The organism is Micromonospora sp. NPDC003944, from assembly GCF_053605225.1.
The window spans coordinates 13,695-33,727 of the sequence record NZ_JBSGIV010000012.1; the positions used below are offsets into that span (position 1 = coordinate 13,695).

General features: G+C 70.4%; 17 protein-coding genes. 12 read left to right on the forward strand and 5 right to left on the reverse strand.

From position 1 onward, the window contains the following. Window positions 1-7: 7 nt before the first annotated feature. The 4 genes from mtrB (at window position 8) to hpf (ending at window position 5,170) form a co-directional block, all read left to right on the forward strand. Entirely contained in the window at window positions 8-1,765 is a 1,758-nt protein-coding gene (gene mtrB / locus ACWER9_RS08290) for an MtrAB system histidine kinase MtrB (RefSeq protein WP_452301153.1), read from the forward strand. Continuing rightward, on the forward strand, window positions 1,762-3,576 hold the full coding sequence (locus ACWER9_RS08295) for an LpqB family beta-propeller domain-containing protein (RefSeq protein ID WP_452301154.1): 1,815 nt from the start codon (window positions 1,762-1,764) through the stop codon (window positions 3,574-3,576). The genes mtrB and ACWER9_RS08295 overlap by 4 nt, the downstream gene beginning before the upstream one ends. 4 nt (window positions 3,577-3,580) lie before the next feature. After that, entirely contained in the window at window positions 3,581-4,288 is a 708-nt protein-coding gene (locus ACWER9_RS08300; RefSeq protein WP_452301155.1) for a ComF family protein, read from the forward strand. 246 nt (window positions 4,289-4,534) lie between these two features. Next, window positions 4,535-5,170 carry a ribosome hibernation-promoting factor, HPF/YfiA family gene (hpf, locus tag ACWER9_RS08305; protein ID WP_452301156.1) on the forward strand — a complete coding sequence of 212 codons (636 nt, stop codon included), beginning with the start codon at window positions 4,535-4,537 and terminating at the stop codon, window positions 5,168-5,170. A 54-nt stretch (window positions 5,171-5,224) separates the two neighbouring features. Here the strand turns inward: hpf and ACWER9_RS08310 are convergent, their stop codons facing one another. Together ACWER9_RS08310 and ACWER9_RS08315 are read right to left on the reverse strand one after the other, a co-directional pair. Continuing rightward, the gene (locus ACWER9_RS08310) at window positions 5,225-6,337 is read right to left on the reverse strand and encodes a GNAT family N-acetyltransferase (protein ID WP_452301157.1); all 1,113 of its coding nucleotides are present in this window, start codon (window positions 6,335-6,337) and stop codon (window positions 5,225-5,227) included. Beyond that, window positions 6,334-7,485 (reverse strand): GNAT family N-acetyltransferase, encoded by a 1,152-nt coding sequence (locus tag ACWER9_RS08315; protein ID WP_452301158.1) that lies wholly within the window; start codon window positions 7,483-7,485, stop codon window positions 6,334-6,336. The genes ACWER9_RS08310 and ACWER9_RS08315 overlap by 4 nt, the downstream gene beginning before the upstream one ends. A 168-nt stretch (window positions 7,486-7,653) precedes the next feature. Here ACWER9_RS08315 and secA point away from each other — a divergent pair, with 168 nt between their 5' ends. Further along, on the forward strand, window positions 7,654-10,581 hold the full coding sequence (gene secA / locus ACWER9_RS08320; protein ID WP_452301159.1) for a preprotein translocase subunit SecA: 2,928 nt from the start codon (window positions 7,654-7,656) through the stop codon (window positions 10,579-10,581). Between the two features lie 116 nt (window positions 10,582-10,697). Here the strand turns inward: secA and ACWER9_RS08325 are convergent, their stop codons facing one another. Beyond that, window positions 10,698-11,288 (reverse strand): Rv3235 family protein, encoded by a 591-nt coding sequence (locus tag ACWER9_RS08325; protein ID WP_452301160.1) that lies wholly within the window; start codon window positions 11,286-11,288, stop codon window positions 10,698-10,700. A 282-nt stretch (window positions 11,289-11,570) separates the two neighbouring features. Then, entirely contained in the window at window positions 11,571-11,798 is a 228-nt protein-coding gene (locus tag ACWER9_RS08330; protein ID WP_357353395.1) for a helix-turn-helix domain-containing protein, read from the reverse strand. A gap of 216 nt (window positions 11,799-12,014) precedes the next feature. On the opposite strand from ACWER9_RS08330, the gene ACWER9_RS08335 reads away from it, so the two are divergent. Then, entirely contained in the window at window positions 12,015-12,524 is a 510-nt protein-coding gene (locus ACWER9_RS08335) for a DUF6912 family protein (RefSeq protein ID WP_452301161.1), read from the forward strand. Between the two features lie 91 nt (window positions 12,525-12,615). Here the strand turns inward: ACWER9_RS08335 and ACWER9_RS08340 are convergent, their stop codons facing one another. Next, a complete protein-coding gene (locus ACWER9_RS08340; protein WP_452301162.1) occupies window positions 12,616-13,725 on the reverse strand; it encodes a hypothetical protein in 1,110 nt (369 codons plus the stop codon). Window positions 13,726-14,154: 429 nt separating this feature from the next. Here ACWER9_RS08340 and pruA point away from each other — a divergent pair, with 429 nt between their 5' ends. The 6 genes from pruA (at window position 14,155) to smpB (ending at window position 20,030) form a co-directional block, all read left to right on the forward strand. Continuing rightward, window positions 14,155-15,783, forward strand: coding sequence for an L-glutamate gamma-semialdehyde dehydrogenase (pruA, locus tag ACWER9_RS08345; RefSeq protein WP_452301163.1), 1,629 nt, complete (start codon window positions 14,155-14,157; stop codon window positions 15,781-15,783). A gap of 175 nt (window positions 15,784-15,958) precedes the next feature. Continuing rightward, a complete protein-coding gene (locus tag ACWER9_RS08350) occupies window positions 15,959-16,474 on the forward strand; it encodes a PadR family transcriptional regulator (RefSeq protein ID WP_091393967.1) in 516 nt (171 codons plus the stop codon). 64 nt (window positions 16,475-16,538) lie between these two features. Continuing rightward, complete coding sequence (prfB, locus tag ACWER9_RS08355; protein WP_452301164.1) at window positions 16,539-17,660, forward strand: peptide chain release factor 2; 1,122 nt, start codon at window positions 16,539-16,541, stop codon at window positions 17,658-17,660. Between the two features lie 118 nt (window positions 17,661-17,778). Then, window positions 17,779-18,459 carry a cell division ATP-binding protein FtsE gene (ftsE, locus tag ACWER9_RS08360; RefSeq protein WP_030331491.1) on the forward strand — a complete coding sequence of 227 codons (681 nt, stop codon included), beginning with the start codon at window positions 17,779-17,781 and terminating at the stop codon, window positions 18,457-18,459. A gap of 67 nt (window positions 18,460-18,526) precedes the next feature. After that, window positions 18,527-19,402 carry a permease-like cell division protein FtsX gene (gene ftsX / locus ACWER9_RS08365; protein WP_452301165.1) on the forward strand — a complete coding sequence of 292 codons (876 nt, stop codon included), beginning with the start codon at window positions 18,527-18,529 and terminating at the stop codon, window positions 19,400-19,402. A 148-nt stretch (window positions 19,403-19,550) separates the two neighbouring features. Then, window positions 19,551-20,030, forward strand: coding sequence for an SsrA-binding protein SmpB (gene smpB / locus ACWER9_RS08370; protein ID WP_357593003.1), 480 nt, complete (start codon window positions 19,551-19,553; stop codon window positions 20,028-20,030). Window positions 20,031-20,033 lie beyond the last annotated feature (3 nt).

Here is a 20,033-nt window from a genome sequence, read left to right on the forward strand (position 1 = left end):
TCACACTGTGTCGACCTCGCCACCCCCACCCTCCCCGAGCGCGACTCCCCGCCGGCCCGGCGCCAGCGGGGAGTTCTGGCGTGCGGTGAGTGGCCGGGTCGCCCGGATGGTGGGTCGGGCGCACCAGACCTGGCGCCGTTCGCTCCAGGTGCGAGTGGTGACCATCACGCTTGTCGCGTCCAGCCTGCTTGTCGGCGGTTTCGCGTTCCTCATCGCGGACAAGATCACCACCATCCTGCTCGACAGCGCCCGCAGTGACGTCCGGCAGCGGGTGACGAGCGGTGCCAGCTACGCGGCCAAGCAGGTCTCGTTCTACGGGCAGCCGCAGGAGGCGCAGCTCCAAGAGACCATCGACGGCACCGTCAACTACCTGGCCGGCGGCGACCCCCAGCAGACCAGCGGGGTGATCGTGGCGATCACCGCCGCCGACTACCCCAACGACATCCAGACGCGCACCTCGCCGTCCGCGAACGTCCAGTCGCTGATCAGCCCCGAGCTGCGGGCCGCGATCGCGGACGGCAAGGTGGCCAGCCAGATCCGCACCGGGCGACTCACCGGCGAGACCACCAAGTACCTGGTCTACGGCTCACCGGTGCCCACCCGCTTCGGTCAGATCGAGCTCTACTATCTGGTGCCGCTGGGCCGGCAGGACGTCACCGCCGCCGACGCCCGAGCCACGGTGGTGGCCACCGGGGTCGCCCTGGTGATCCTGCTCGGGTTGCTCGCGGCGCTCGTCACCCGGCTGGTGGTCAACCCGGTCCGGGTCGCCGCACGCACCGCCCAGCGGCTCTCCGCCGGTCTGCTCGACCAGCGGATGGTGGTCAACGGCGAGGACGACCTCGCCCTGCTCGCCGCGTCGTTCAACCAGATGGCCACCAACCTGCAACGGCAGATCCTGCGGCTCGAAGAGATGTCCCGGTTGCAGCGCCGCTTCACCTCCGACGTCTCCCACGAACTGCGTACGCCGTTGACCACGGTCCGGATGGCCGCCGACCTGATCTTCGCTGAGCGCGACGAGTTCGACCCGGCGGTCGCCCGCAGCGCCGAGCTGCTCCAGGCCGAGCTGGATCGATTCGAGGAGTTGCTCACCGACCTGCTGGAGATCAGCCGGTTCGACGCCGGCTTCGCCATGCTGGACTCCGAGCCGACCGATCTGGTGCCGGTGGTGCACCGGGTGGTCGACCGGCTGGCCGGCCTGGCCGAGCGGGTGGGCGTACCGATCGAACTCGACCTGCCGGGCACTCCGGTGATCGCCGAGGTCGACCCGCGCCGGGTCGAGCGGGTGTTGCGCAACCTGGTCGGCAACGCCGTCGAGCACGGGGAGGCCCGCCCGGTGTTGATCACCCTCGGCATCGACGAGACCGCCGTGGCGATCACCGTCCGGGACCGGGGGGTGGGGCTGAAGGTGGGCGAGGAGAAGTTGGTGTTCAACCGGTTCTGGCGGGCGGACCCGTCCCGCGCTCGACAGACCGGCGGCACCGGGCTGGGCCTGTCGATCAGCCTGGAGGACGCGCGGCTGCACGGCGGCTGGTTGGAGGCCTGGGGCGCTCCCGGGCAGGGCGCGCAGTTCCGGCTCACCCTGCCGGCGCGTGCCGGCGACCGGCTGACCACCTCGCCGCTGCGGCTGGTGCCGGCCGACGCGGCGCTGCCGTTCGGCGGTCCCCGCGACGGTGGCCCGCTGGCCATCGGTCCCGGCACCGGCGGGGCATTGGCGATCGGCCCGGCCCCGACCGGGGACGGCAAGCGGACGGAGGTGCGCTCATGAGACGGCCAACTCTGCTCGGGGCCCTCGGCGTGGTGGTGCTGCTGGGCGCCGGCTGCGGCATCCCGGCGTCGTCCGACGTGCGGGTGGACGGCAAGGGCGGCGCCGCGACCGAGGCCGGTGTGATCAGTCGGGGCAGTGAGCCACCGACGCGTACGGCCAGCGGCAGCGTCAACGAGGCGTTCGTCCGCAACTTTCTGTCCGCCGCCGCCGGCGAGCCGGACCGGGCGTACGAGCGGGTCAAGGCGTTCCTCGCCCCGGAGGACAAGATCCGCCTGCAGGACAAGAAGGGCAGCGAGGTCGCGCTGACCGTGGTCCGGCTGCGCGAGGCCGTCTACACCCTCAACAGCGACTCGACGACGACCGTGAAGATCACCGTGCAGCAGATCGGTGTGCTGCGGGCCAACGGCACCCTGGCCCCGCCGGTGGCGACCGAGACGGAGTACGAGTTCGGTCTGCGCAGCGCGTCGTTCAACGGCGGCGTCAACGACGACCGGGCCGGCCTGTACGTCATCAACCCGCCAAACGTGCTGCTGCTGACCGACACCGCGCTTCGGCAGTACTACCAGGACGAGACGATCTACTTCTGGAGTTCGGACCGCAGCCGCCTGGTGCCCGACCAGCGCTACCGGCCGCAGGCGGTGCCGGTCGAGCGGCGCGTCAACGAGGTGGTGAAGTGGCTTGTCGGCGGTCCCTCCGACTGGCTGCGCCCGGGGGTCGTCGGGCTACCGGACCGCACCGAGCTGATCAACAACGCCACCGGCGGCAACGGTCGGTGGGAGGTCAACCTGGACATGTCCGGTGACGACCGCAACGGGATCGACCAGTTGATCACGCAGATCGCCTGGTCGTTGGGGGACCTGTCCGGCAAACTCGAGTTGAAGATCCGCAACAACGCGCAACCCGTGGTCGACCTGGGCGAGCGACGAGAGTCCGAACAGCTCTACCCGCACGCCGCCAGCCCGCAGCGGTTCGGGGTGTACGACGGCGCGATCCACCCGCTCGACTTCGAAGGCGAGCCCAGCGGCACGGTGCCGTTGTCGCCGGAGGTCAACCGCAACGTCGTCTCCGCCGGTCTCGGGCTGGCCAAGGACCGGCGGATCCTCGCGGCGATGGTGGTCACCGGCAGCAACAAGAACAGGTACCGACTCGCCGTGGGCACGGGTGCCGACCCGGTCTCCGTGCTCAGCCGCAGCGGCACCGAGTACTCCTCCATCAGCCGGCCGGTCTGGCTGCGTACCGTCGACGACCGCCCCGGCCGCGGCCTGGTGGTGGCCGACGGGCATCTCTACCGGTTCGACGACGCGGCCCGGATGTACCCGGTGCCGCTCAACCTGCCCTCCGCCGAGGTCACCGCGGTGGCCACCGCGTTGGACGGCCAGCGGGTCGCGCTGATCGTCGGCGGCCGGCTCTACGTCGCCGCGGTCAACCTCGACGGCGGCGGGGTCTCCATCGGCCCGCCCCGAGAGCTGGTCACCTCGCTGACCAACCCCACGGCCGTCGACTGGGGCAGGGAGGACCAGCTGGTGGTGGCCGGGTCGGTCGGTCAGCCGGCGGTCTACGAGATCAGTGTCGACGGCGCCCTGGAGACGCCGCTGAGGACCGACCTCGGCGCCAAGGTCAACCACCTGACCGCGTACCCGAGCAACCGCAGCGTCCGGGTGCCCAGCGGGGCCTACATGTACGAGGCGAACGGGGTGGCCTACCGCAGCAGCCCGTTCGAACGGATCGAGCCCGGCCGGGTGCGCGGCATCGCTCCGGTGCCGGCCGGCGTACGGCCCAGCAACCCGTCGGCGCCGTTCTTCCTCTACTGACACCATGGGCGGGCTCTGGGCGGACCTCACCGATCTGGTGCTGCCCGCCGACTGCGCCGGTTGTCGGGAGCGCCGCCCCGGTCTGCGGCACGGGGTCTGCCCAACCTGCGTCGCGGCACTCGGCGACCTGCGGCCACGGGCGGTCCGCCCCACTCCCGCCCCGCCGGGCCTGCCGTCCTGCGTGGCGCTCGGCCCGTACGCGGGTCCGCTGCGCGAGGCACTGCTGGCGTACAAGGAGCACGGCCGACACGGCCTCGCCCGCCCGCTCGGCGCCCTGCTCGCCGAGGTCGTCGCGGCGGCCGTCGGTGAGCCCCGTCCGCTGGCGTTGGTGCCGGTCCCGGACACGGCGGCGGCGGCCCGGTCCCGTTACGGGGACCACCTCGACCGGCTGGCCCGGCACTGCGCGAGCCGGCTCAACCGGGGCGGTTGGGCCGCACGGGTGTGCCGTCCGCTGCGCGCGCTGCCCCGGCCCGACTCGGTCACGCTGGACAGCGCCGGACGGGCGGCAGCGGCGGAGGCGGCCTTCCGGCCCCGCTCGACCGGGCCGGTCCGGGGCCGTGCCGCGGCCGCGCCGCCGGTCGTGGTGCTTCTCGACGACATCGTCACCACCGGCGTGACCCTCGCCGCCGCGAGCAGGGTGCTGACCGCGACGGGATGGGGACCGAGGGTTGCGGCGGTGCTCGCGGCGACCGAGAAAAGACACCAGTTGTAACCGATCGTGTTTCCGTTTCACCCATTGGTGTACGAGCTGCGAAAAATTCTGGGCCGTCTCGGCAACATGGGGTGACTGCCGGGCAAACAAGAGTTAGCGTTTCGCTGTCGGGGGTAGGAGGTCGTTCCAACCGCCCCCGGCGGTGAGAGGAGGCGTAGCCGTACCAACCGGTCGACGCCAGCGGGTCCCCCCACGGCGCGCGGCCGGGTAAACCGGATCGAAGACCGTCCGAACAAGGGAGGTCACGTGGACATCGTGGTCAAGGGCCGAAACGTCGAAGTGCCGGACCATTACCGGGTACACGTAGCCGAGAAACTCGCGAAGATCGAACGCTACGACCACAAACTTATTCGCGTCGATGTCGAGCTGTTTCACGAGCGCAATCCGCGCCAGGCCGACCACTGCCAGCGGGTGGAGATCACCTGCGTTTCCCGGGGCCCGGTCATTCGGGCCGAGGCCTGCACGAACGACTTCTACAGCGCGCTCGACGCGGCCATCGCGAAGCTCGACACCCGGCTGCGCCGCGCGGCCGACCGTCGCCGCGTACACCGGGGCCGGCACGCGCCGATCTCCGTCGCCGAGGCCACCGCAGGCCTGCCGGTCGCGGACCTGGTCGCCCCCGCGCTGAGCGCGCCGACTGACGGCGCTCGCGCCGGCACCGCGGTCGCGGAGCGGGTCGAAGAGGAGCACGACGACCAGCCGTGGCACATCGCCCGGGAGAAGGTGCACCCGGCGGAGCCGATGACCATCGACGACGCGCTCTTCGAGATGGAGCTCGTCGGCCACGACTTCTACCTGTTCCAGGACAAGGAGTCCGGCCGGCCCAGCGTCGTCTACCGACGTCACGCCTACGACTACGGCATCATCTCCCTCGCCACCTGACCGGCAGTTCGTGGGGCTGCGGTGGGCACTCCCACCGCAGCCCCACGACACCTGTCAACCCAGGTCGGCGGGGAGCAACGCGAACGTCAGGTCGTCCAGTCGGGTGCCGGCCAGCCCCGGCAGCCGACCACGTTGCAGGCCCTCGCGCTGGAACCCGACCCGTTCCAGCACCCGGTGCGACGCCGTGTTGTCCGGCACCGTCCCGGCCGACAGCCGGGCGATACCGGCCGGGCCGAACGCCCAGCCCGCGAGCAACCGGACCGCCCGTGTGGCGTACCCCCGGCCGCGCCAGTCGGGAAGCAACGCGTAGCCGACCGACGCCTCGCCGGCGGCCACATCGGTGTACGACAGGCCGCAACTGCCCACGGGCTCTCCGCTGGCCACATCCGTGACCACCAGCCGGGCGATCTCGCCGGTCAACCATCCGCTGCCGGCGAGCCGACAACGCCGCTCCATCGCCTCGCGCGTCGGCGGCACCGGCGGCGCCTGGTTCGCCACCACCTCGGGTCGGCTGTGCAGCCGGTACATCATCGTCGCGTCGTCCGGCCCGAGCGGGCGCAGCGCCACCACGTCGTCGGTGAGCACCCCGCCGGGCAGGTCGGGCAGGAGCCGGGCGGCCGGGCCGGGCGGATCACCGGCCACACGTACCCAGGCCAGCAGGTCATGCCGACCCCCGTCCCGGGACGCGCCAGCCGACCGACGCAGACCCTCGTGGCGGAAGCCGGCCGCCAGCGCGACCCGCTGGCTCGAGCCGTTCTCCGGTTCGGTGAGCAACTCCAGTCGGGCCGTCCCGGTGGCGAACGCGTGGTCACTCAGCGCACGCGTCGCCGCGGTGGCCAGCCCGCGTCCGCGCGCCGACGGCCGGACCCAGTAGCCGATCTCCAGCTGCCCCCGGGCGGGCACCGGGTCGTTCAGCCCCACCGCACCCAGCAGCCGGTCGGTGGTGGGGTCCGCGATGGCATACGCCGCGCCGCCGCCGGTCCAGGCCGCCGGAGCGCCGACGTCGATCCACAAGCGGGCATCCGTCTCGGTGTACGGCACGGGCAGGTTCGACACGAACCGTTGGGTCAGCGGGTCCGCGCAGCCGTCGACGACGTCGGCGCTGTCCTCGGCACGGAACGGGCGGAGCCGCACCCCGTGCGCCTCGACGACCTGTCGCAGTGTCATCCGAGGTCCTTGGCGAGTAGCGCCCCGACCCACACGTCCACCCGTTCGCCCCGGTGCTGCACAGCGCCCCGGGCGGTCCCCTCGACCAGGAAACCCGCCTTCTCGGCCGCCCGACGGGAGGCATTGTTACCGACGTTCGCCCTCCACTCGATCCGCGCCAGGCCCAGGGTGCTGAAGCCCCAGGCGCTGAGCGCGACCAGCGCGGCGGACAGCTGGCCCCGGCCCCGGGCGGCCGGTGCCGTCATGAAGCCGACGTCGGCCACCAGCGGGTCGGTGGGGGAGAGCCGCAGGTCGAGCGAGCCGGCGTACCTGTCGTCGGAGTCGGCGATCACGAAGCAGGCGGCGTCCCCCCGAGCCCAGGCGTCGCGGCTGTACGTCTGGTACCCCAGCGCGTCGGCGCGCTCGTACGGATCCGGCACGGTCGTCCAGCGGATGGTCTCCGGGTCCCGACAGGTCTGCACGACGGCGTCCAGGTCCTGCTCCTCCATCGGCCGCAGCCGCAGCTCACCGGCCCCGGTCTCGGCGAACAGCACGGGCTGCGGACGGCCGAAGACAGCGGCCCGCCGGGCGGCGAGGGTGCCCGGGCCGGCCGGACCCGTCGTCCCGGCGGCGGGCACCTCACCGGGCAGCAGCGAGCCGATCCAGCCGTCCGCGCTGGCGTGCAGCGCCGGGTCGGCCAGCCGCAACCGGCCGTCGACCCGGAAACCGGCCCGCAGGGCCACCAGCCGGGAGGCGTGGTTGCCCACCTCGGCCTGCCAGATGAGCCGACGGAGCCCGAGGGTGTCGAAGGACCAGCGGGCCACCGCCCGGGTGGCCCGGACCATCACGCCCCGACCGCGCGCCCAGGGCGCCGTCCAGTAGCCGACCTCACCGGTGCCGTTTCCGTCGATCGAAATCAGCCCGCTGGAACCCCACACCTCGCCGGTGCTCGGGTCGCAGACCGCGAACGGCGCCCCGGTGCCCTTGGCCCAGGCCTTCCGGCTGATCTCGGTGACGAATCCGTGTGCGTGTTCCGGCCGATACGGGCGCGGTACGGTGGTCCAGCGCTGGATGTCCGGGTCCTGGCAGGCTCGGTGCACGGCCTCGGCATCCGTCTCTCGCCAGGGCCGCAGCAGCACGCCGTCCTCGATGATCTCTACGGGCTCCACCCGTGCATCCTGCCGCAGCGTTCGCCGACGGCGTAACCGGATAACGTTTGGGGCGTGTGCAGGACGCGAGTTATGTCGGGTTCGGCGGGGTCGAGCACCGCCACCAGTGACCATCGCGCCGGTGGAGCGCCTACGATGGTTCGAGACTGTCTAGGGGAGCGTTGATCCGTGTCGATTCTGGAAAAGGTCCTTAACGCCGGCGAGGGCCGCATGGTGCGCCGGCTCAAGGCCATCGCTGCCGCCGTCAGCTCGATCGAGGACGACTACGTCAACCTCACCGACGAGGAACTGGCCGGCATGACCGAACAGTTCCGGGAGCGGCTCGACGAGGGCGAGACCCTCGACGACCTGCTGCCGGAGGCGTTCGCGGTGGCCCGCGAGGCGGCCGCCAGGGTGCTCGGCCAGCGTCCGTACGACGTCCAGGTGATGGGCGGCGCGGCGCTGCACTTCGGCAACATCGCCGAGATGAAGACCGGTGAGGGCAAGACGCTGACCTCGGTCATGGCCGTCTACCTCAACGCGCTCTCCGGCAAGGGCGTCCACGTGATCACGGTCAACGACTACCTCGCCCAGCGTGACGCGGCGTGGATGGGCCGGGTGCACGAGTTCCTCGGGCTGACCGTCGGCGTGGTGCTGCCCAACCGGCCGGCAAGCGAGCACAAGGCCGCCTACGAGTGCGACATCACCTACGGCACCAACAACGAGTTCGGCTTCGACTACCTGCGCGACAACATGGCCTGGTCGAAGGACGAGCTGGTGCAGCGCGGCCACAACTTCGCGGTGGTCGACGAGGTCGACTCCATCCTGATCGACGAGGCCCGCACCCCCCTGATCATCTCCGGCCCGGCCGAGCACTCCGCCCGCTGGTACGGCGAGTTCGCCGGCGTGGTGGCCCGGCTCCAGCCCGGCACCGACGGCGAGGGTGACTACGAGGTCGACCACTCCAAGCGCACCATCGCGGTCACCGAACGGGGTGTCGCCAAGGTCGAGGACCGGCTCGGCATCGACAACCTCTACGAGTCGGTCAACACCCCGCTGGTCGGTTACCTCAACAACGCCATCAAGGCCAAGGAGCTCTACAAGCGCGACAAGGACTACATCGTCAGCGACGGTGAGGTCCTGATCGTCGACGAGTTCACCGGTCGCATCCTGCACGGCCGTCGCTACAACGAGGGCATGCACCAGGCGATCGAGGCCAAGGAGGGGGTGGAGATCAAGCAGGAGAACCAGACCCTGGCCACCATCACCCTCCAGAACTACTTCCGCCTCTACGAGAAGCTGTCCGGCATGACCGGTACGGCGCAGACCGAGGCGAGCGAGTTCAACAAGGTCTACAAGGTCGGCGTCGTGACCATCCCGACCCACCGCCCGATGGTTCGCGAAGACCGGCCGGACGTCATCTACAAGACGGAGAAGGCCAAGTTCAACGCCGTCATCGAGGACATCGCCGAGCGGCACCAGATGGGCCAGCCGGTGCTCGTGGGCACCGTCTCGGTGGAAAACTCCGAGATCCTCTCCCAGTTGCTGCGCCGCCGTGGCATCCCGCACAACGTGCTGAACGCCAAGTTCCACGCACGGGAGGCCGAGATCGTCGCCCAGGCGGGGCGTAAGGGCGCGGTCACCGTGGCCACCAACATGGCCGGCCGCGGCACCGACATCCTGCTCGGCGGCAACGCCGAGTTCCTCGCCGCGAGCGAGCTGCGCCAGCGTGGCCTCGACCCGCTGGAAAACGAGGAAGAGTACGCCAAGGCGATGGAGGAGGTCCTTCCCACCTGGAAGCAGGCCTGCGACGCCGAGGCGGACGAGGTCTCGGCCGCCGGTGGTCTCTACGTGCTGGGCACCGAGCGGCACGAGTCCCGGCGAATCGACAACCAGCTCCGCGGTCGTGCCGGCCGGCAGGGTGACCCGGGCGAGTCCCGCTTCTACCTGTCCCTCCAGGACGAGCTGATGCGGCGCTTCCGGGCCGGAGCCGTCGAGGCGGTGATGGAGCGCTTCAACATCCCGGAGGACGTGCCCATCGAGTCGAAGATGGTCACCCGGCAGATCAAGAGCGCCCAGGCCCAGATCGAGGGCCAGAACGCCGAGATCCGCAAGAACGTGCTCAAGTACGACGAGGTGCTCAACAAGCAGCGCCAGGTCGTCTACGCCGAGCGGCTCCGGGTGCTCAACGGCGAAGACCTATCCGACCAGGTCCGCAACATGATCGACGAAACCGTCGAGGCGTACGTTCGGGGCGCCACCTCCGACGGCTACGGCGAAGACTGGGACCTCGAGCAGCTCTGGTCCAGCCTCAAGCAGCTCTACCCGGTCGGCGTCACGATCGAGGAGCTGGAGGAGGAGGCCGGCGGCTCCCGCGCCGGCATGGACGCCGACTTCCTTGTCGCCCGCCTCAGGGACGACGCCAACGCCGCGTACGACCGGCGTGAGGAGCAACTCGGCACCGAGGGGGTGCGCCAACTCGAGCGGATGGTGCTGCTCCAGGTCATCGACCGCAAGTGGCGCGAGCACCTCTACGAGATGGACTACCTCCAGGAGGGCATCAACCTCCGGGCGTACGCCCAGCGCGACCCGGTGGTGGAATACCAGCGCGAGGGCTTCGACATGTTCGCCACCATGATGGACGGCATCAAGGAGGAGACCGTCGGTTTCCTCTACAACGTCGACGTCCAGGTGACCGAACCGGAGCCGGAGGCGGGGGCCGACGAGGTCACGCTGCTCGACAAGCCGGTGGAGATCCGGGCCAAGGGCCTCAACCAGGCGCCGCGGCGGCAGGGCCTGCAATACTCGGCGCCCACCATCGACGGTGAGGCCAGCCCGGGCGCGGTCGCCGTGGAGCAGGCCGAGCAGCAGGCTCCGGCGCTTGGCGTGGGCCGACCGGCCCAGGGTGCTCCGGCGGCGCCGGGGCAGAGCGCCCCGTCCGCTCCGCAGCGGCCGGCATCCGGGCTGCGCGGGCCGGCCCTCCCGTCGGCAGGTGCCCGTCGATCGGCTCCGAACCAGGCCGAGGCGAGCAACGGTCCGTCCCGCAACGCGCCGTGCCCCTGTGGCTCGGGCCGCAAGTACAAGCGTTGCCACGGCGCCCCCAACGGCGGCAACTGACCGACGCCTCCTGCACCGACAGCGTCTGACCGACGGGTCCCGGCCGACCAGGCCGGGGCCCGTCGGTGTCTCCAACCCCGACTGAGCGATGGGGCCAGCGGGGATGGGTGGGGTGGTCAGAGCACGTGCAGGGCGGTGCACAGCCAGCGGCCCCGGCGATGCTCGAGGCGCAGGGCTATCGCCCAACTTCGCCCGCCCGCGCCGGTGAGGACTGCCGCCGCCTCCACCGCGGCCTCTCGGGGCTCGCAGACTCGCAGGCGTAGCAGTCGGACCAGTGGTCGACCGGCGCGCCGGCGGGATGACCCGGCCCGGCCGGATGCGCGGGCAAGTTCGGTCAGCAAATCGCCTGCTCGGGCCGGGTCGAGCAGTGCTCGCACCTGGGTTGGCGAGCGGTATCCGTTGACCACCTCCAGGCAGGTGCCGACGAAGCGGTGCGCGGCTCGGGTGGATTCCGGAGTGGTGGCGGGCGGCAACGAGACCGGGTGGGTGGTGGTGGACCGGCTGGGGACCGGGCGCAGGTTCGCTCGCCGCTCCGACTGCCGGATGGGGCTGGGACGGGTGGAGGCGAAGAGGTCGAGGGCGAGCTGACCGTCGGTCGGTGCCGGCCAGTACGACCCTTCGGTCTCGTCGACGTACGGCGGGTCGAAGGGCGGGACGGGGCGCAGCCGCACGGGCGGGCGGGAAGGACCGGGTCGCGCTCCGCTCATCAGAGACCCTCTCGATCTTGCGTTTGCCTACGTTTGCCTTTGACAAGCTCGATTCTGAGCGACAGAGTTGCCTCGGTCAATGGCTTTGAGGCAGCCTCCGCCCAACAAAACGCATGATCCACTCGGGTTCCTTGATATCGCGGCATCCCCGCGACCCCAACACCCCGACTTCCGCAAACCCGAGTGGATCAAGCCGCGCAACCGAGCGGATCAAGTCGTGCAACCGAGTGGATCAAGCTGCGGCCACGGCCACGGCCACGGCCGGCTGGTTGGGCTTGTCGGCTACTCGGGATCGCGGTCGACGAGCGGGTTGCTCTGCACCCACACTGCGGTCTCGTCGTATTTGCGCGCTATGTACTCCTCCAGGCGCGCGCGCTCGACCCGCCACTGGCCGCGCCCGCCGATCTTGATCGCGGGCAGCTCGCCGCTGCGCACCATGTGGTAGACCTGCGAGTCCGACACGTTGAGCTCGGCCGCCACGTCGGAGAGCAGCAGGAACCTCGGCTCCACAGGGACCCCCGGAGTTGACGTCGTTTGGCTCAGTTTGCCACCGACAGCCCCGACCGCCCAGTACCGGGCCGGGCCGGTGGCGAGGCCGACCGAGCGGGACACACCGGCTGGAAACTTCCACCAGCCGGAGGCGGGGTGTATGACGGTCAGGGCGTGCGGCAAGATCTGCGCCCGTGCCGGCGGCCGCCGGTGGAGGACGACGCGGGGAGACGACCGGTGACCGACCAGCTTGTCCGGGTGTACGTGCCGGCGACCGTACCGATGCTGGCCCGGCTGCGTGAGGAAGGGCTCTCCGCGGACCAGGCGCATGCCGTGACCCCGGCGCTGCGCGAGTGGTACGCCGAGGGCGACGAGGAGGAGTTGGAGTACGTGGCGTTCACCCGGGCTGCCCAGGACGCCCTGCACCTGCTCCGGGCCGACCCGACCGCTCCCCGCCGTCGCGTCGTCGTCTCGGTCGACCTGCCGTCGGGGGCGGTCGGGCGCGGCGACGGTGAGCCGGGTTCCAGCACGGTGACGTTGACGGGCCCCGTGCCGGTGGGTGCCGTCGCGGCCATCCACGTGGACGGCACGGACGCGGTCGAGGAGGTCGGCGCGGCGGTCGACGTGGTGGCCGAGGCGGCCGCCGGGGACCCCGACGCCCAGTTCACCGTCGACGGCGCCGAGGACCACGAGCTGGAGTGGTACGACGTGACAGAGCTGGACCAGCTGCTCTCCGCAGCCGACTGACCCCCCGGACCCCGGGCACGCCAGCCGGAGTCGAGCGCCGCCAGGCCACGTCAGCCGGAGCCGGCCACCGGCCCGGGAAGCGCGTCGGGCGTCAGCGAGCGGGGTCGGCCTTCGCAGGGTTCGCGTCGCGCGTCTCGGCCTGGTCCTCGTCGTACTCCTCGGCGTAGCCCGGCTTGTCGTCCTCCGGGTCGACCTCGGCCGTTACCGGGCTCGGGGCGTCGACGGTTTCGTCGTCGTCACTGTGGGCCGGGCTGAGCGTGCGTCCGAACGCGATGAGCGCGGTCAGCGCCCCCACGAAGAGCACCCAGATGCCGTTGTCCACCCGCGAGGTGCCAAGCGAGGTCTGCGCCACCGCGTCCGCCTCGCTGAGCGCGCTGGCGAGGTCGAGCAGCGACCGGCCGCCGATCCGGATGATCACCTCGGCGAGCAGCAGGAGGAGCCCCGGGCCGGCGCCGGCGAGCAGGTACGCCGGCCAGCGCAGCGTCGGAGCCTCGGGGTCGCGGCGGACGGCTCGACGCCGTGCCCAGGTGAGGTAGCCGAAGGCCAGGAGACCGGCGAGCAGCCCGGCGACGAGCGACTCGGTACGGGACACCCACTTCGCCGCGTTGACAAGCGATTCCTGGCTGTCGCCGGCACCGAAGAGGTCGAACAGCGGGTCCCGGGCGGGGCTGAACGCGACCACGAAGATCAGCGTGCCCAGCGCGGCGGTGACCACCGCGCCGATCGCCGGGGCGGTCCGCGCGCCGGCGAGCGCGCCCCCGATGATCGCCGCGGCCGCCGTGGTGCCGGCGATCACGTTGGTCGTGGACGTGTCGAAGTAGGTGAGGTTGATGGCCAGCGCGGCGGCGAGCCCGACGAGCATTCCGCCGCCGATCGCTCCGGCGAAGCGCAGGGTGGCCCAGTCGCCGTACCGGCGGGCCAGCAGGTTGCCGCCGGCCAGCGCGACGGCCGCCCCGGCCACCAGCGAGGCCGAGATCACCCCGGGCAGGGCGAACGCGGAGAGGCTGAGCGCGGTGACCCCGGCCGCCGCCGAGGTGATGGCCTCCCGGGTGGACCAGAGCATGGCGGCCAGCCACCCGAGCGCCAGCAGCGCGAGCACTGCGGCGCCGGGAGCGGGAAGCGGGCGACCGTTGGCGCTTGCCGCGTCGACCGCCGGCTCGTCCGACTCGGCGGCCGGGACGCGGCCGGGCTGCTTGGTCATCGTCTCCCCTTCGAGGCGGCAGGTCACCGACCATTCAGGGTACGCGGGTCCGCTGGGCGGCCCGCCGCCCCGGGACGGCGGAGGCTCCGACGGGCCCGCCGGGACCCCGCTGCCCGGAGGTGCCCGGGCGGGGCGGCGACGGGTCGGGCTCGACGGGCGTGCCATCGACGTGGCCGGAGGGTGCCGGGGCCAGGGGGCGGCGCGACCTGCGGCGGGTCATCGGATCGAGGCCGATCGGTAAGGGGAGGAGTAGTAGGGCGGTCCTTGGCGCGAAGCGGTGGCGGAGGTGGGCCGTGCGGGCCGTCATGGGACAATCTCGGGAGGTCCCGCCGCTGCCCGGCACTCCCGTGCGGCGTCCGGTGTCCGGCTACCCGGTCGGTGCCCGCGGGTCCGGTTTCGCCACTGCTGTCGAGATCGCCAGGAGCCTTGATGGATGCCGTGTTCTCCGTTCCCGAGCCGCGCAACGAGCCGGTTCGCAACTACGAGCCGGGCAGCCCCGACCGGGACCGGCTCCAGCGGCGGCTGAGCGAGCTCGCCGCCGAGCGCATCGACCTGCCGATGACCATCGGCGGTGAGCAGCGGATGGCCGGCGGTGACCCGATCGACGTGGTGCAGCCGCACAAGCACGCCCATGTGCTGGGGGTGACCGGGCACGCCACCCACGACGACGCCCGCGCCGCGACCAAGGCGGCCAAGGACGCCGCGCCGATGTGGCGGGCGCTGCCCTTCGAGGAGCGCGCCGCGATCTTCCTGCGTGCCGCCGAGTTGCTCGCCGGTCCCTGGCGGGACACTCTCAACGCCGCCACCATGCTCGGTCAGTCGAAGACCGCGATCCAGGCGGAGATCGACGCGGCGTGCGAGTTCATCGACTTCCTGCGGTTCAACGTGCACTTCGCGCGCCGCCTGATCGAGGAGCAGCCGGCGTCCTCGCCCGGCGTCTGGAACCGCTTCGACCACCGCCCGCTGGAGGGCTTCGTCTACGCGGTCACCCCGTTCAACTTCACCGCCATCGCGGGCAACCTGCCGTCGGCGCCGGCCCTGCTGGGCAACACGGTGGTCTGGAAGCCGGGCCCGACCCAGCAGTTCGCCGCGCACTTCACCATGCGGCTGTTCGAGGCCGCCGGCCTGCCGCCCGGCGTGATCAACATGGTCACCGGCCGGGGCGAGGAGGTCTCCGATGTGGTTCTCGCCGACCCGGATCTGGCCGGCATCCACTTCACCGGGTCGACGAAGGTCTTCCAGCAGTTGTGGCGGACCGTGGGCGACAACATCGCCAGCTACCGGGGCTACCCGCGGCTGGTCGGCGAGACCGGCGGCAAGGACTTCGTCGTGGCGCACACCAGCGCCGACGTGGACGCTCTGCACACCGCGCTGATCCGCGGCGCGTACGAGTACCAGGGCCAGAAGTGCTCGGCCGCCTCACGGGCGTACGTGCCGCGCTCGATCTGGGAGGGCGGGCTACGGGACCGGCTGGCCGCCACCACCGAGTCGCTGACCTACGGTGACGTGGCCGACTTCGGCAACTTCGGCGGTGCCGTGATCGACGACAAGGCGTTCGCCCGGCACACCGCCGCGCTGGAGCTGATCGCCGGCGACGACTCCTGCCGGGTGCTTGCCGGTGGCACCGCCGACGACTCGGTCGGCTACTTCGTGCGCCCGACGCTCTTCGAGTGCGGCGACGCCGCCCACGAGACCTTCACCACCGAGTACTTCGGGCCGATCCTGGGCGTGCACGTCTTCGACGACTCCCGCTTCGACGACGTGGTCGCGCAGGCGGAGTCGATCGCCCCGTACGCGCTGACCGGCTCGGTGTTCGCCACCGACCGCCGGGTCGTCGAGTCGGTCGGCGAGCGGATGCGGTACGCGGCGGGCAACTTCTACATCAACGACAAGCCCACCGGCGCGGTGGTCGGGCAGCAGCCGTTCGGTGGCGCCCGCGCCAGCGGCACCAACGACAAGGCTGGCTCCTGGCTCAACCTCGTCCGCTGGGTCTCCCCGCGGACGATCAAGGAGACCTTCGTGCCGCCGACCGACCACACGTACCCCCACATGGGCTGACCGGCGCCGACCCGCCGGCGGCGTGTGTGACGCCGCCGGCGGACGCCCGGAATGTCCAATCCATCGATAGTCCTCAACGGACAGTCTGCCGCCGACAGTGCACTTAGGAAGTCCTGTCGGGTGGCAAACCGGCAAATCCTGGACGCCGCGTGCGCAAAGTGGCAGCGTAGTGGGCATGGCGGATTCCGGAGTCAACCCTACGGCGGCGGCCCTGCTCGGCCTCCTCCACGAGGGCCCGATGACAGGCGGTCAGTTGATGGCCGCCGCTGAGCGCCGTCTGGCGCCGTACTGGTCGATGACCCGCAGTCAGGTGTACCGCGAGTTGCCGGTGCTGGCTGAGCGGGGTTTCGTGCGGCTCGGCAAGCCGGGCCCGCGGATGAGTCAGCCCTACGCGCTGACCGCAAGCGGAAAACGGACGTTCTCCCGCTGGCTCGCGGAGAACCCGGGGCGGGACACCATCCGCAACCCGATAGCGCTCCGGATGGCCTTCGGCAACCTGCACTCCGCCAGCCAGCTCAAGGGCCTGTACGCCTCGGCCAACGAATACCACACCGAGGCCCTCGCCCAGGTCCGGGAACAGGTGAAGAACGCCAAACGGGACGGCGAGACCTACGACGCCAGCGCGTTGGAGTTCGCCGTCGCGTACCACCGGGCTGCCCTGTCGTGGTTGAAATCCGCCCCCGTCGGGTGACGATCAGCGGGTTCGCGCACAGGCAACGAGCTGCTTCCCGTCCGGCACAGTACGCTTGTCTGTCGTGACCGCTGCCGATTACGCCGAACAGCTCAAGGAACTCGACGCAACCCTGCGAAACATCGAGGCCGTCCTCAACCTCGACCGGCTCCACGAGGACAAGGCCCGCCTTGAGCAGGAGGCCTCCGCCCCCGACCTGTGGGACGACCAGGCGAAGGCCCAGCAGGTGACCTCGCAGCTGTCGTACGTCAACGGCGAGATCAACAAGCTGGGCAGCCTGCGGTCCGGCCTCGACGACGCCCAGGTGCTGCTGGAGCTGGCCGAGGCCGAGGCCGACCCGGGCGTGCTGACCGAGGTCGAGTCGGAGATCACCGGGCTGACCAAGTCCATCCAGGAGATGGAGGTCCGCACCCTGCTCTCCGGCGAGTACGACTCCCGGGAGGCGCTTGTCGCCATCCGGGCCGGCGCCGGTGGCGTGGACGCCGCGGACTTCGCCGAGATGCTGCTGCGGATGTACCTGCGCTGGGCGGAGCGGCACGGCTACCCGACCGAGGTCTACGAGACCTCGTACGCCGAAGAGGCGGGCCTGAAGTCGGCCACCTTCGCGGTCAAGGTGCCGTACGCGTACGGCACGCTCAGCGTCGAGTCGGGCACGCACCGGTTGGTCCGGATCAGCCCGTTCGACAACCAGGGTCGTCGGCAGACCAGCTTCGCGGGGGTCGAGGTGCTGCCGGTCACCGAGCAGACCGACCACATCGACATCCCGGAGAACGAGGTACGGGTCGACGTCTACCGCTCCTCCGGCCCGGGTGGGCAGAGCGTCAACACCACCGACTCGGCGGTGCGGCTGACCCACATCCCGACCGGCATCGTGGTGACCTGCCAGAACGAGAAGTCCCAACTGCAGAACAAGGCCTCCGCGCTGCGGGTGCTCCAGGCCCGACTGCTGGAGCGCAAGCGCCAGGAGGAGCAGGCCAAGCTCGAAGGGCTCAAGGAGAACGCGGCGGGCTCGTGGGGCGACCAGATGCGCTCGTACGTCCTGCACCCGTATCAGATGGTGAAGGATCTCCGAACTGAGCAGGAGACCGGCAATCCGAGCGCGGTCTTCGACGGCGAGTTGGACGGTTTCATCGAGGCGGGCATCCGGTGGCGCAAGCAGCGGCAGCTTTCCAGCAACGGTGCGTGACGGCCCGCGGGCGGAGCGCGTCGTCGATCTCCAGGTAGAAGCCTGATTCGACGACTCGTGTCGGTTCGGCGGGGCGTAGGACTTGGCTCAGTTGTCACACCGCGTAGACTCACCACCCGTGATTCAGCTTGAGCAAGTGACGAAGACGTACCCGAAGGCGTCCCGGCCTTCGCTCGACAACGTGTCCGTCTCGATCGAGAAGGGCGAGTTCGTCTTCTTCATCGGTCCATCCGGCTCCGGCAAGTCCACGATCATCAAGATGCTGCTGCACGAGGTGGCCCCCAACAAGGGGCGCGTCGTCGTCAACGGCAAGGACGTCACGTCGATGCGTTCCTGGAAGCGACCCCACTTCCGGCGCTCGATCGGCTGTGTCTTCCAGGACTTCCGGCTGCTGCCCAACCGCACCGCCTACGAGAACGTGGCGTTCGCCCTCGAGGTGATCGGCAAGACGAAGGCGGTTGCCCGCCGAGTCGTGCCGGAGGTGCTGGAGCTGGTCGGGCTCGGTGGCAAGGAGCACCGCTACCCGCACGAGCTCTCCGGTGGTGAGCAGCAGCGGGTCGCCGTCGCCCGGGCGTTCGTGAACCGTCCGCTGATCCTGCTTGCGGACGAGCCCACCGGAAACCTGGACCCGGACACCTCAATCGAGATCATGCGTCTGCTGGACCGGATCAATCGCACCGGCACGACCGTCGTGATGGTCACCCACGACTCCAACATCGTGAACCAGATGCGCCGCCGGGTCGTTGAGATCGAGAGCGGTCGCATCGTGCGTGACCAGGCCCGCGGCGTCTACGGGTGAGCCGGCGCTCCACCCCTGCGCAGCCTGACGACGAACACCTCATGCCGGAGACCCGGAGGAAATCCCGATGCGCGTGAAATACGTCCTGTCCGAGGTACTGGTCGGACTGTGGCGCAACGTGACCATGTCCATCGCGATGATCATCACGATGGCGGTCTCGCTGACCATGCTCGGCGCCAGCGGTCTGATGTACCGCCAGGTCGACGACATGAAGGACCTCTACTACAAGAACATCGAAGTCTCGATCTTCTTGACCCAGGAGGTGACCGAGCAGGAGCGCACCGAACTCCAGACCAAGCTCGACAGCGACCCCCTGGTCAAGGATGTCCTCTACGTCAACAAGGACGAGGCGTACAAGCGCTTCAAGGAGATGTACCAGGACGCGCCGGACCTGGTGAACGCGGTCAAGCCGGACCAGCTGCCCGAGGCGTTCCGGCTCAAGCTGAACAACCCGGAGCAGTACAAGAACGTCTACGACCAGTACAAGGACACCGCGGGTGTCGAGGAGATCATCGACCAGAGTCGACTGCTCGACAAGATCTTCAACATCCTCACCTCGATCCAGAACATCGCTCTGGCTGCCGCCATCGTGATGGCGATCGCGGCCCTGCTGCTCGTCGCGAACACCATTCAGGTGGCCGCGTACAGCAAGCGGCGTGAGGTGGCGGTCATGAAGCTGGTCGGCGCGTCCAACTGGTTCATCCAGGCGCCGTTCGTGCTGGAGGCGGTGGTGGCCGGCCTGATCGGTTCACTGCTGGGTCTGGTGGCCCTGGTCGCGGCGAAGTATCTGCTCTTCGACGGGTCGTTGAGCGCGTTGCAGGGTCTGCTCTCGCCGATCACCTGGGGCGACATCCTGTTCATCTTCCCGGTGATGGCCGGCGTCGGTGGTCTGGTCAGCGCGGGCACCGCCTGGATCACCCTGCGCTTCTACCTGCGGGTCTAGGCACCGCACGGGTCGTCCCGTCGTCCCCCGAGGACCCTCCCGCAGCCGGAAATAAACGGCGCGGGAGGGTCCTTACCATTCGGGTAGCATGATCGGTTGTCCGGCCGGGGTGAACCCGGCCGCTGACGAAGGAGAGGGGGTGGCACCGATGCCACGGGAGAAGGGGCGCAAGGTGGTCGCCTCCAACAAGAAGGCGCGCCACGACTACGCCATCCTCGACACGTACGAGGCGGGCATGGCGCTGACCGGCACCGAGGTCAAGTCGCTGCGGGCGGGGCGAGCGTCGCTTGTCGACGCGTTCGCGCAGGAACGTGACGGCGAGTTGTACCTGCACGCGATGCACATCCCGGAGTACACCCAGGGCACCTGGACCAACCATGAGCCCCGGCGCACCCGGAAGCTGCTGCTCAACCGGGCCGAGATCGACAAGCTGGTCGGCAAGACCCGCGAGGGTGGTTTCACGATCGTCCCGTTGCAGGTCTACTTCTCCGACGGCTGGGCCAAGGTCGAGATCGCCCTGGCCAAGGGCAAGAAGTCGTACGACAAGCGTCAGGACCTCGCCAAGCGTGACGCGGACCGGGAGATCGCCCGGGTGTCCGGTCGACGCGGCAAGGGCATGGACGACTAGTTC

What these genes read in the sequence shown, in the direction of transcription:
- ACWER9_RS08295 (WP_452301154.1), top strand. Translation starts at nt 1,762, where the DNA reads ATGAGACGGCCAACTCTGCTCGGGGCCCTCGGCGTGGTGGTGCTGCTG.
- ACWER9_RS08300 (WP_452301155.1), top strand. Translation starts at nt 3,581, where the DNA reads ATGGGCGGGCTCTGGGCGGACCTCACCGATCTGGTGCTGCCCGCCGAC.
- ACWER9_RS08310 (WP_452301157.1), bottom strand. Translation starts at nt 6,337, where the DNA reads ATGACACTGCGACAGGTCGTCGAGGCGCACGGGGTGCGGCTCCGCCCG.
- ACWER9_RS08325 (WP_452301160.1), bottom strand. Translation starts at nt 11,288, where the DNA reads ATGAGCGGAGCGCGACCCGGTCCTTCCCGCCCGCCCGTGCGGCTGCGC.
- ACWER9_RS08340 (WP_452301162.1), bottom strand. Translation starts at nt 13,725, where the DNA reads ATGACCAAGCAGCCCGGCCGCGTCCCGGCCGCCGAGTCGGACGAGCCG.
- pruA (WP_452301163.1), top strand. Translation starts at nt 14,155, where the DNA reads ATGGATGCCGTGTTCTCCGTTCCCGAGCCGCGCAACGAGCCGGTTCGC.
- ACWER9_RS08350 (WP_091393967.1), top strand. Translation starts at nt 15,959, where the DNA reads ATGGCGGATTCCGGAGTCAACCCTACGGCGGCGGCCCTGCTCGGCCTC.
- ftsX (WP_452301165.1), top strand. Translation starts at nt 18,527, where the DNA reads ATGCGCGTGAAATACGTCCTGTCCGAGGTACTGGTCGGACTGTGGCGC.
- smpB (WP_357593003.1), top strand. Translation starts at nt 19,551, where the DNA reads ATGCCACGGGAGAAGGGGCGCAAGGTGGTCGCCTCCAACAAGAAGGCG.